This window comes from Asanoa sp. NPDC049573 (assembly GCF_040676615.1).
Lineage (GTDB): Bacteria > Actinomycetota > Actinomycetes > Mycobacteriales > Micromonosporaceae > Asanoa.
In genome coordinates, this window is the sequence record NZ_JBFAPI010000006.1 from 209,776 (window position 1) to 220,391 (window position 10,616).

The following is a 10,616-nucleotide window of genomic DNA, read 5'->3' on the forward strand; positions in this document are numbered from 1 at the left end:
TGACCGGCCGCGCCAAACACTGGTCTGCGTCGATGTCCCCCGACGGACCAGGAGCCCCCCACGTGAAGACAGCCATCCGTCTCGCCGCCGCCGCGGCGGTCGCCAGCCTCGCCGTCGGCGTCGTGGGCGTGCCGAACGCCCTCGCCGCCGACAACCCCTACGAGCGCGGCCCCGCTCCGACCACCTCGATCCTGGACGCGTCGCGCGGCCCGTTCGCGACGTCCCAGGTCTCCGTCTCGTCGCTGGTCACCGGCTTCGGCGGCGGGATCATCTATTACCCGACCAGCACCAGCGAGGGTACGTTCGGCGGCATCGCGATCTCGCCGGGCTACACCGCCGCGTGGTCGAGCATCAGTTGGCTCGGCCCACGACTCGCGTCGCACGGTTTCGTGGTCATCGGCATCGAGACCAACAGCCGGTTCGACCAGCCCGCCAGCCGTGGCCAGCAGCTCCTAGCCGCGCTGGACTACCTGGTCAACAGCAGTTCGGTGCGGTCCCGGGTGGACGGTACCCGGCTCGCCGTCGCCGGACACTCGATGGGCGGCGGCGGCACCCTCGAAGCGGCCTCCGACCGGCCGTCGCTGCAGGCCGCGATCCCGCTTGCGCCGTGGAATACCGACAAGACGTGGTCCGAGGTGCAGGTGCCGACGCTGATCATCGGCGGCGAGAGCGACACGGTCGCGCCGGTGGCGTCGCACTCGATCCCGTTCTACAACAGCATCCCGGCGTCGGCGGAGAAGGCCTACCTGGAGCTCAACAACGCCAGCCACTTCTTCCCGCAGACCGTCAACACGCCGACCGGCCGGCAGATGGTGGCCTGGCTCAAGCGGTTCGTCGACAACGACACCCGTTACGAGCAGTTCCTCTGCCCGGGCCCGAGCGGCAGCGCGATCGACGAATACCGCAACACCTGCCCGAGCAGCTAGCCCACCGCGTTCACCAGATACAGGCAGAGGCGCCCGTCGATCGACGGGCGTCTTTGTTGCGGGGAGCTTTCGGATAGGTGACACTGGATACATGCTTGTTGCACCGGCAGTGCAGATTCCTGTGCTGCGCGGTCGCGCCCGGGAGCAGGCGGCTATCGGCCATCTGCTGCGGCGGGCGGCGCACGGGCATGGCGGCGTCCTGCTGATCGAGGGCGACCCGGGTTCCGGCCGCAGCGCGCTGCTCGCCCACGCGGTGCGGCAGGCGCCGGGCTTCACCCGGATGCGGGTGCTCGGGCTGCCGGGCGAGGGCGACCTGCCCTACGCGGCGCTGCAGCGGCTGCCCGTCGCGCCGCCGGCCCGCCGCCCGCGCACCGCCGACCAGCGGCTGCGGCTGTGCACCCGGGTCCTCGACGCGCTGGTCGCGCGCAGCCGGGAGCGGCCGGTGTTGTGCCTGGTCGACGACGCCGAGCGGGTCGACCCGCCGTCGCTGGAGGTGCTCGCGTTCCTCGCCCGGCGGGCCGGCGAGCACCGGATCGCGGTGGTCTTCGCCGGCACCAGCGGCCCGCCGGTCGACGGCACCACGCTGCGGCTGGCCCCGCTCGACCCGACCACGGCCACCGACGTGCTCGCCGACCACGGCGTCGGCGGGCAGCTCGCGGAGGTGCTGGTCGGCCTGGCCGGGGGCAACCCGGCGGCGCTGCACGACCTGGCCCGATCGCTGACGCCCGGCCAGCGCCGCGGTGCCGAGCCGCCACCGGCCGGGCTGCCGGCCGACGGCGCTCTGCGCGGGGCCTACCGGATCCGGTTGCGCTCCTTGCCGCCGACCACCCGGCGGGCGCTGCTGCTGCTCGCCCTCGACGACGGTCTGGACCCGGCCGCGCTGGCCCGGCTGGGCGGCGGCGCGCTGGCCGCGGCCGAGCGCTGCGGCCTGCTGCGCGGTGCCGGTTTCACCCACCCGGCGGCCCGCGAGGTGGTCTGCGACGACGCCACCCTGGCCGAGCGCCAGCGGGCCCACCGGGTGCTGGCCCGGCTGCTCACCGGCGACGCGCACCGGCTGCGCCGGCTGCTGCACCTGGCGGCCGCGACCCCGCCGCCGGACGCGCGGCTGGCCGCCGAGATCGAGCGCGCCGTCGGCTCGGTCGTCGACTGCCGGGTGGGCTCGGTCGCGCTGGAACGGGCGGCGGAGCTGACCCCTGACGCCGGGCCGGCCTCCGCGCGCCGGGCGGCCGCGGCGCGGTTCGCCTGGCTCGGCGGCGACCCGGTGCGGGCCCGCCGGCTGCTGGCCCGCTCGGGCGCCACCGGCTCGCTGCTGGCCGGCGAGATCGCGCTGCGCGGCGGCACCGCCTGCGCCGCGTTCGAGCTGTTGCTGGCCGCGGCCGACGAGCTCACCGCGACCCTCCCCGACCGCGCCTGGCGGGCGCTGGTGCTGGCCGGCGAGGCGGTCTGCCTCGACGGCAACCACGGCCGCTATGCCGCCGTGCTCCGCCGGGCCGCCGTGCTGCGCCGCCGCGGCGATCTCGACCCGCTGCGCTCGGCGCAGGTCGCCGGGCTCGCGGCGGTGCTCCGCGGCGACCACGAGCGGGCCCGGCCGGCGCTGCGCTCGGTCCTCGACGCGGCCACGTCCGACCCCGAGGAGCTGACCTCGGCGGCGACCGCCGGGCTGCTGCTCGGCGACGACGCCGCCGCGCACCGCACGCTGGAACGGGCGGCCGAGCTGGCCCGGTCCAGCGGCGCGGTCGCGCTGCTGCCGCGGCTGCTCGAACTGCGTACCTTCGTCGATTATTGGCTGGGCTCCTACGAGGCCGCCGCGGCGAGCGCCCGGGAGGGCCTCGAGGTGGCCCGGGCCTGCGGCCAGCACGCGGCGGCCGGCAACCTGGTCGGCCTGCTCGCGTTGCTCGGTGCGCTGCGCGGTGACGCGCCGGAGTGCATGCGCTGGATGCGCGAGCTGCGGTCCGGCTCGCACGCCAGCCGGCCACGGGCCCTGGTGCAGTGGGCCCTCGCGGTGCTCGACCTGGTCGCGGGCCGGTCCGCCGACGCGCTGCGCCGGCTGGTCACCATGGCCGACGCCACCGTGCTGATCCAGATGACCGCCGCGCCCTACCTGGTCGAGGCGGCGGCCGCGGCCGGCGACCCGGGAGCCGCCCGGGCCGCGGCCGGCATGTTCGACCGCTGGGCCGCGGCGACCGGCGACCCGACCCGGCGGGCGCTGGCGGCCCGCTGCCGCGCCCTGCTCGCACCGCGCGGCAGTGCGGACGCGCTGGAACAGTTCGAGCAGGCGTTGCTCCTGCACCCGGCCGACGGCGGCGAGTTCGAGCGGGCCCGCACCGAGCTGTTGCTCGGCCGCGAGCTGCGCCGGGCCCGCCATCCCCGGGACGCCCGGCCACACCTGCACCGCGCCGCGGAGGGGTTCGCGCTGCTCGACATGCCGGTCTGGGCCGCACAGGCGACCACCGAGCTGCGGGCGGCGGGGGAGGCCTGCGACCTGCCCACGCCGGCTGGTCTCACGCTGACCGCACAGCAGCAGCGGATCGCCCAGTTGGTCGCCGGCGGCGCGACCAACCGGGAGGTGGCGGCCCAGCTGTTCCTCTCCACCCGGACCGTCGACCACCACCTGCGCAACATCTTCAGCCGGCTCGGTGTCCGCTCGCGGACCGAGCTGGCCCGCACACTGTGATAGGCATCGTTGCGTGGTGTCGGTGCGGGTGGAGACGACAGCGGTCGGCGTGGCGCTGATGCGGGCGCTGGAGGTCGACGTGCCCACCCGGCAGCGGCTGCTCGACGACCCGATCTCGGGACGGTTGCTCAGTGGTTGGCCGGGCCTGGTCGCCAAGCATCGGCCGGCCCGCGTCGCGCTCGGCCGGCTGGCGGAGCTGGCCATGCCGGGGATGCGGGGCACCGCCGTCTGCCGGACCCGGGTGGTCGACGACTGGTCCCGGTCGGCGGTCGCCGACAGCGCCGCGCAGGTGGCGATCATCGGGGCAGGCCTCGACACCCGGCCCTACCGACTCGCCGAGTTCGCCACCGTGCCGGTCTGGGAGGTCGACCTGCCGTCGACCCAGGCGCGCAAGCGCGCGGCCCTGTCCCGGGCGGTCGGCACCCCGCCGGCCAACGTGCGCTACCTGCCGGTCGACCTCAACGCCGGCCCACCCGGCAACGCGCTTGGTGCGGCCGGCTTCGACCCCGCCGCGCCGGCGCTGGTGCTGTTCGAGGCCGTCGCGCAATACCTGCCGGCGGCGTCGGTGTCGGCCGTGCTCGACTGGGTCGGCTCGCTGGCGCCGGGCAGCCGGCTGGTCTTCACCTACCTGCCACGGCGGGTGATCGAGCAGCGGGCTCGCGGTGCCCGCCGCTACGGCTGGCTGAGCAGCTTCGACCCCGGGCGGCTCGCGGTCGTGCTCGCCGGCCACGGGCTGGTGCTCCGCGACGACCTCGGCGGCGCCGACTATCCGGCCCGCTATCCCGAGCTGGCCGGGCGGCGCCTGGCGTTGCGCGAGATCGAGCGGGTGGCGCTGGCCGAGGTGAACCCGGCCAGCAGCTGACGCACCGCGGTGGCCAGGTCGGCGCGGTTCTCCGGCGTGCCGGGCCGCGGGGCGGTCAGCGCGCCCGCGCCGGCCAGCCGGTCGAAGAGCAGACCGTCGACACAGGCCACGAAGTGGTCGCCGGCCTGGGCGGGGTCGGCCACGCCGGCCGCGGCCATCAGCGCGCGGGCCTGCTCGCGCGACGTCCGGCCGTACTCCAGGATGGTCCGCAGCTCCGGGTGGTGGGTCGCCTCCAGCAGGCAGGCGTAGCGGGCCAGGGTGCGTTCGCGGCCCGTGGTCAGCCAGCCGTCGAGGACAGCCGCGACCGCCTCCGCGAACCCGGCCGGGTCGGGGGTGCCCGCCGGTGGCAACGCACCCGCGGCGACATCGGCGTTGTCGAGCTCGGCGAGGCGGCGGACGAGCGCCTCGATCAAGGCCTTGCGGGTGCGGAAGTAGGCCGAGGTCGTTCCGGCCGGCAGCGCCGCCCGCGCGTCGACCGCCCGGTGGGTGAGGCCGCGCATCCCCTGCCCGGCCACCACGGAGATCGCGGCGTCGGCGAGGTCGGTCAACCGGGTCACGAGGTGTATTCTACGGCTGTAGAAGATTCTACAGATGTAGAAGGTGGGTCATGGCGACGGCGGTCGTGGTGGGTGCGGGAATCGGCGGGCTGAGCGCGGCGATCGGGCTCCGCCGGCGCGGCTGGCACGTGACGGTGCTGGAGCGGGCACCCCGGATCGAGGCCGTCGGCGCCGGGCTCACGCTGCTGGCCAACGGTCTGCGGGCACTCGACGCGCTCGGCGTCGGCGACGCGGTCCGGGCGCAGGGCCAGGTCGAGGCCGCGGGCGGGCTGCGCACCCCCGACGGCACGTGGCTGACCAGAGTCGACGGTGCCGCGATGACCCGGGCGCTGGGCACGAGCGCGCTCGGCATCCACCGGGCCACCCTGCACCGGGTGCTCGCCGACGCGCTCCCGCCCGGCACGCTGGTGCTCGATGCCGAGGTCAGCGAGGTCGTCGCTGGCCCGCGTCCGCGGGTCGACGGTCGCGAGGTCGACCTGGTGGTGGCCGCCGACGGCATCAACAGCGCGGTTCGGGGGCTGCTGTTCCCCGGCGTTCCGGGGCCGGTCTACGCCGGATCGACCGCGTGGCGCGGGGTCACCACCGAGGCCTGGACGGGCGCGCCGCTGGTCGGCATCACCTGGGGTGAGGGCGCCGAGTTCGGCATGGTGCCGCTGGGTGACGGCCGGGCCTACTGGTTCGGCGCGGTCACCTCGCCGCCCGGCGCGTGGCACGACGACGAGCTGGCGGCCGTGCAGGAGCGGTTCGGCCACTGGCACGACCCGGTCCCGGCCCTGATGGCGGCCAGCGACACGGTGCTGCGCGACGACATCTACTGGCTGGCCACCCCGCTGCCGTCCTACGTGGAAGGCGGGGTCGCGCTGCTCGGCGACGCCGCGCACGCGATGACGCCCAACCTCGGGCAGGGCGCCAACCAGGCGCTGGAGGACGCGGTCGTGCTGGCGTCGGTCTGCGACCCGGCCGGCGATCTCGGCCCGGCGCTGGCCGCCTACGACGCCCGGCGCCGCCCGCGGTCACAGGCGGTGGCCAGGGCCGCCTTCCAGATGGGCCGGTTCGGCCAGCAGTTGCGCAACCCGGTCGCGGTGGCGCTGCGCAACACGGTGATCCGGCTCACCCCGCCCCGGGCCGGCCTCCGCCAGATGGTCCGTTACGCCGGCTGGACCCCGCCCGAGCTGCCGTAGGCTTGTCGGATGGCCGACAGCACGGTGGAGCGGCTGCGCGCGGAGCGCCGCGAGACGGTCGCGCAGATCGAGACCCTCGGCCAGGTGGTCGAGGGCATCGTGACCGCGCAGACCGGCACGGCCACCGACGACGAGCACGATCCCGAGGGCCAGACGATCGCCTACGAGCGGGCGCAGGCCGGCGCCCTGCTGCAGCGGGCCCGCGACCGGCTCGTGGCGATCGACCGCGCGCTGGAGCGGGTGGCCGACGACAGCTATGGCCGGTGTGAGCGCTGTGGCCGGCCGATCGACCCCGAACGGCTGGCCGCGCTGCCGGCGACCCGCACCTGCATCACCTGCGCGGCGGCCAGGCGCTAGCCTTCGCGGGCCGCCGCGAGGTGGCTGAGCGCCTGGGTCTCGGTGCCCGCGTTCTGTGACTCGACGCCCAGCGCGCGGAGTTGGCCCTGCATGAACGCGACGAGTTGCGCGCGGTAGTCGCGGTCGAACTGCTGCAGACCCTCGATCTCCTGCTGCAACGCCTCGCGCTGGGCCTGCAGCCCACCGACCGCCTCTTCGTAGCGGCGCTGCGCGTCCTGCTCGAGCGCGTCGGCCGCGTCCTGGGCGTCCTGGGTGATCTGCTCGGCGTTGGCCTGCGCGTCGGCGACCAGGCGCTCGGCCGTGTCGTTGGACTCGGTGGCGAGTTGCTCGGCGTTGGCCTGGGCGTCGTTGAGGACGCGCTCGGCCTCGCGGCGGATGTCGTCGGAGTGCGCGGCCGCGTCGCGGGCGGACTGCTCGGCCGAGGCGCGCGCGTCGGCCAGCACCTTGTCGGCCTGGCGGCGCATCTCGTCGGAGTAGCCCTGCGCTTCGCGGGCGACCTGGTCGGCGGCCTGACGCGCCTCGGCCACGATCCGCTCGGCCTGCCGCTGGGCGGCCGCGACGTGCTCGTCGGCCGTGCGCTGGGCCAGCGTCAGCACCGCGAGCGCCTGGTGCGAGTTGGGATCGGTGAAGGTATCGCTGGGCTCAACCAGCGGCTGCCCGTTGTCGGGAGCGACACTACCGAACAACCCCTTCACACGGCCCTTTACCCGGTTGTCAGTCACCGGTCGACCTCCGTCCTCGAGCGGCCCGGTCGGCCGGACGCTACCAGGCCGGACCTGCTTTGTTCGAGGGGGAAGTCGACAGGTTCAACCCTTGACCAGTGTCGTTCGCCCCGAATGTCCACGATGAGCGGAGTGAATTCTCCGCGCTAGCGGACGATTCGCTCGGCGAGGCCGGTCGCCAATCTGTCGACATCGCGTCGAAGGTCACGGTGGACTTCGGCGCGCCGCCTCGCTCAGTCGACCGCATAGCGCCGGCCGAACGATTGGTCGCCCAGGGCACGGAGGAACTCGAAGCTGTCCGCGGTGTGCGAGCCGGGCTGCGGCCGGAAGATCACCAGTCGCTGCCCGGTGCTCTCGCTGCGTACGAAGTCACATTGCACGTCGAGGTTTCCGGCGCGCGGGTGGACGATCACCTTCCGGGTGCTGTGCAGGGGTGTCACCTGCATGTCGCTCCAGTAGGCGGCGAACTCCGGGCTCGCCGACCGCAGGTCCGCGACCAGCCGCTCGACGTCTGGGTCCGGGCCGCGCCGGGCCGCGGTGGCGCGCAGGTCGGCCGCATAACCGCGACCGAGCGACTCGTGCTCCTCGGGCGCGTTGAGGGCGCGCGACTCCGGGTCGGTGAACCAGCGCCAGATCACGTTGCCGGACCGCTCGTCGCCGTCGGTCCACGCCCCGAGCAGCGCGCGGCTCAGCGCGTTCTGCGCGAGCATCGTGGTCAGGTCGTCGATGACGTGCGCCGGCACGTCGGTGAGCGCGTCCAACAGGAACATCAGGGCCGGGTCGACGTAGCCGCCGACCGCGCCGGCCGCCGGCGGCGAGTAGCCCGCCAGCCGGTAGAGGTAGTCCCGCTCGTCGACGGACAGCCGCAGCGCGCGGGCCAGGGCGCCGAGCAGAGACTGCGAAGGCTTGTCGGCGCGGGACTGTTCGAGCCGCTCGTAGTAGTCGACGGAAAGGTTGGCCAGCAGCGCGACCTCTTCCCGGCGCAGACCGGGAGTGCGCCGCCGGCCGCCGGAAGGGATACCCACGTCCGGCGGCCGGAGCGCCTCCCGGCGGCTGCGCAGAAAGTCGCCTAGCTCGCCGCGTGCCACAAGCTGTCTCACTCCTCGATCGCGGCCATCGCCACAGGGGTGTAGCGGGCGCCGACCGCGGCACCGACGGGCGCCGCGGCGTCGAGCTCCGCGCGGATCGCCGGGCTCAGCTCGACCTGCGCGGCGGCCACGTTCTCCGCGAGGTAGCCGCGGCGCTTGGTGCCCGGTATCGCGGTGACGCCCTGTCCCAGTACCCAGGCTAGTGCGAGGCGCGCCGGGCTGAGGTTCTCCCGCTTCGCGATGTCGCTGATGCGGTCAACGATGACCAGGTTGCGGTCGAGATTGTCGCCGGCGAGCCGGGGCCAGGTCCTGCGGAAGTCGCCGTCGGGCAGGTCGGCGAGGTCGCGCACACCGCCGGTCAGGAAGCCCCGGCCGAGCGGCGAGTAGGCGACGAACCCGATGCCCAGCTCCCGCACGGTGTCGAGCACGCCGTTGCTCTCGACGTCTCGGGTGAACAACGAATACTCGGTCTGCACCGCCGACAGCGGCGCCGTCGCGTGCGCGTTCGCGATGCTCGTGGGTGCGGCCTCGCTGATACCCAGATAGCCGACCTTGCCCGCCGCGACCAGCTCCCCGAGCGCGCCGAAGCTCTCCCGCACCGGGACGGCCGGGTCCACCCGGTGCAGGTAGAGCAGGTCGATGTGGTCGACGCCGAGCCGGCGCAGCGAGCGGTCGACCGCGGTGCGCAGGTAATCGGGACGACCGTTGGCGGGACCGACGATCGATCCGGTCTCGTCCAGCGTCACGCCGCCCACCTTGGTGGCGATGACCGCTTCGCCGCGCCGTTGCCCGAGCGCCCGCCCGAGCAGCTCCTCGGCCGCTCCGGCGCCGTACATGTCGGCGGTGTCGAACATGGTCACGCCCAGGTCGAGCGCCCGGTGCACAGTGGCCACCGCTTCGGCGTCGTCGCGGGTGCCGTAGGCCGCGGTCATGCCGAAAGTGCCGAGCCCCTCGACGCCGGCCACCAGGCCCTGGCTTCCGATCGGGTGTTGTCGCAACGTCATCGTGGTTCCTCTCGTCTGTGCGATCTCCACCCTGCGTCGCGCCGGCGCGGTCTGCGGCGCCCCGGTTATCCCCGACCCGCCAGGGCGACGCTTGCCGGAATGTGTCGAGGACGTCTCATGGCGTCGCCGCGGTTGACACCCCGGCGCGGGCGACCGTAGCGTCCGGGACGAAGTGACGATGGTAGGAAGCCGGTGGAAGTCCGGCACGGTCGCGCCACTGTGACCACGTTCGCGCGTGGGAGTCAGACCCTCCGCCGTCACCGAAACCCGTTGTGGGACGCGTGATCCCGAGGAGGTTCGTTTCGTGTCCAGTCTTTCGTCTTCCGCCACACCCACCCCGGCCGTCGTGCCGGTGGCCCTCCCATGGCGCCAGCTCCAGCCCTGGCTACTGTTCGGTGCCGTGCTGGCGCTCGGCCTGCTCTACTTCGTCGGCAGCGAGCAGGGGGTCTTCCACCTGGTCGGTGGCAGCGGCGTGCACGAGTTCGTGCACGACGGCCGCCACCTGCTCGGTTTCCCCTGCCACTGATGCTGTCACCGCGTTCTCTGCTGATCCGCGGCATGCTGGTCGGGCTGGCGGCCGGCGTGCTCGCGTTCGGGTTCGCCTACCTGGTCGGCGAAGGCCCGATCGACGCGGCGATCGCTTTCGAGGCGGCGCATGCCGAGGCCGGCGAGCCGGCTCTCGTCAGCCGCACCGTGCAGAGCACCTTCGGGCTGCTGACCGCGACGCTGGTCTACGGCGTCGCGTTCGGCGGCATCTTCTCGATGGTGTTCGCGGCCGCATACGGGCGGATCGGCCGGCTCGGCGCGCGGGCGACCGCGGCCCTGGTCGGGCTGGCCGGCTTCGTCACCGTCGCGCTGGTGCCGTTCCTGAAATACCCGGCCAACCCGCCGGCGACCGGTTCGGAAGACACCATCGGCCGGCGTACCTCCTTGTATTTCCTGATGGTGGTGATCGCACTCGCGACGCTGGCGTTGGCTGTCTACATCGGACGATCGCAGGTCGCGCGCTTCGGCGCCTGGAACGCCACGCTCGTCGCGGCCGGGGCGTTCGTGGCGGTGATCGTCGTCGCGCACATCCTGCTGCCGCCGATCGAGGAGATCCCGGAAGGTTTCTCGCCGCTCGTGCTGTGGAACTTCCGCCTCGCCTCACTCGGCACGCAGGTGGTCGTCTGGGCCGCGCTGGGGCTCGGCCTCGGCGCCGTCGTGGAGCGCGACATCCGCCGCGCGGGGGTCTTCAGCGCCTGA

11 protein-coding genes and 1 riboswitch are annotated in these 10,616 nt (G+C 74.2%); of the genes, 7 read left to right on the forward strand and 4 right to left on the reverse strand.

Going from position 1 to position 10,616, the window contains the following annotated elements:
• Nucleotides 1-32 precede the first annotated feature (32 nt).
• The 3 genes from AB0J74_RS16420 to AB0J74_RS16430 all read left to right on the forward strand — a co-directional run bounded on the left by AB0J74_RS16420 (nt 33) and on the right by AB0J74_RS16430 (nt 4,462).
• The gene (locus AB0J74_RS16420) at nt 33-926 is read left to right on the forward strand and encodes a dienelactone hydrolase family protein (RefSeq protein ID WP_363448585.1); all 894 of its coding nucleotides are present in this window, start codon (nt 33-35) and stop codon (nt 924-926) included.
• Nucleotides 927-1,017: 91 nt separating this feature from the next.
• Nucleotides 1,018-3,600, forward strand: a complete 2,583-nt coding sequence (locus AB0J74_RS16425; RefSeq protein WP_363448586.1) for a LuxR C-terminal-related transcriptional regulator — start codon at nt 1,018-1,020, stop codon at nt 3,598-3,600.
• 16 nt (nt 3,601-3,616) lie between these two features.
• A complete protein-coding gene (locus AB0J74_RS16430; protein WP_363448587.1) occupies nt 3,617-4,462 on the forward strand; it encodes an SAM-dependent methyltransferase in 846 nt (281 codons plus the stop codon).
• On the opposite strand, the gene AB0J74_RS16435 is transcribed toward AB0J74_RS16430, so the two are convergent.
• Entirely contained in the window at nt 4,378-5,019 is a 642-nt protein-coding gene (locus AB0J74_RS16435) for a TetR/AcrR family transcriptional regulator (RefSeq protein WP_363448588.1), read from the reverse strand. The two genes, AB0J74_RS16430 and AB0J74_RS16435, sit on opposite strands and share 85 nt — an antisense overlap.
• Nucleotides 5,020-5,069: 50 nt before the next feature.
• Here AB0J74_RS16435 and AB0J74_RS16440 point away from each other — a divergent pair, with 50 nt between their 5' ends.
• Together AB0J74_RS16440 and AB0J74_RS16445 are read left to right on the forward strand one after the other, a co-directional pair.
• Nucleotides 5,070-6,200, forward strand: coding sequence for an FAD-dependent monooxygenase (locus tag AB0J74_RS16440; protein WP_363448589.1), 1,131 nt, complete (start codon nt 5,070-5,072; stop codon nt 6,198-6,200).
• A gap of 9 nt (nt 6,201-6,209) precedes the next feature.
• On the forward strand, nt 6,210-6,557 hold the full coding sequence (locus AB0J74_RS16445; RefSeq protein WP_363448590.1) for a TraR/DksA C4-type zinc finger protein: 348 nt from the start codon (nt 6,210-6,212) through the stop codon (nt 6,555-6,557).
• Here AB0J74_RS16445 and AB0J74_RS16450 read toward each other — a convergent pair.
• From AB0J74_RS16450 to AB0J74_RS16460, 3 genes are all read right to left on the reverse strand, one after another.
• Nucleotides 6,554-7,279, reverse strand: coding sequence for a hypothetical protein (locus AB0J74_RS16450; protein ID WP_363448591.1), 726 nt, complete (start codon nt 7,277-7,279; stop codon nt 6,554-6,556). The two genes, AB0J74_RS16445 and AB0J74_RS16450, sit on opposite strands and share 4 nt — an antisense overlap.
• A gap of 233 nt (nt 7,280-7,512) precedes the next feature.
• Nucleotides 7,513-8,367, reverse strand: a complete 855-nt coding sequence (locus AB0J74_RS16455) for a helix-turn-helix transcriptional regulator (protein WP_363448592.1) — start codon at nt 8,365-8,367, stop codon at nt 7,513-7,515.
• Nucleotides 8,368-8,375: 8 nt separating this feature from the next.
• Nucleotides 8,376-9,371: an aldo/keto reductase gene (locus tag AB0J74_RS16460; RefSeq protein ID WP_363448593.1), complete on the reverse strand. Its 996-nt coding sequence runs from the start codon at nt 9,369-9,371 to the stop codon at nt 8,376-8,378.
• Nucleotides 9,372-9,555: 184 nt separating this feature from the next.
• Nucleotides 9,556-9,619, forward strand: a riboswitch (cobalamin riboswitch).
• Nucleotides 9,620-9,675: 56 nt separating this feature from the next.
• On the opposite strand from AB0J74_RS16460, the gene AB0J74_RS16465 reads away from it, so the two are divergent.
• Together AB0J74_RS16465 and AB0J74_RS16470 are read left to right on the forward strand one after the other, a co-directional pair.
• Nucleotides 9,676-9,897 (forward strand): CbtB domain-containing protein, encoded by a 222-nt coding sequence (locus tag AB0J74_RS16465; protein WP_363448594.1) that lies wholly within the window; start codon nt 9,676-9,678, stop codon nt 9,895-9,897.
• Complete coding sequence (locus AB0J74_RS16470) at nt 9,897-10,616, forward strand: CbtA family protein (protein WP_363448595.1); 720 nt, start codon at nt 9,897-9,899, stop codon at nt 10,614-10,616. Before AB0J74_RS16465 ends, AB0J74_RS16470 begins: the two co-directional genes overlap by 1 nt.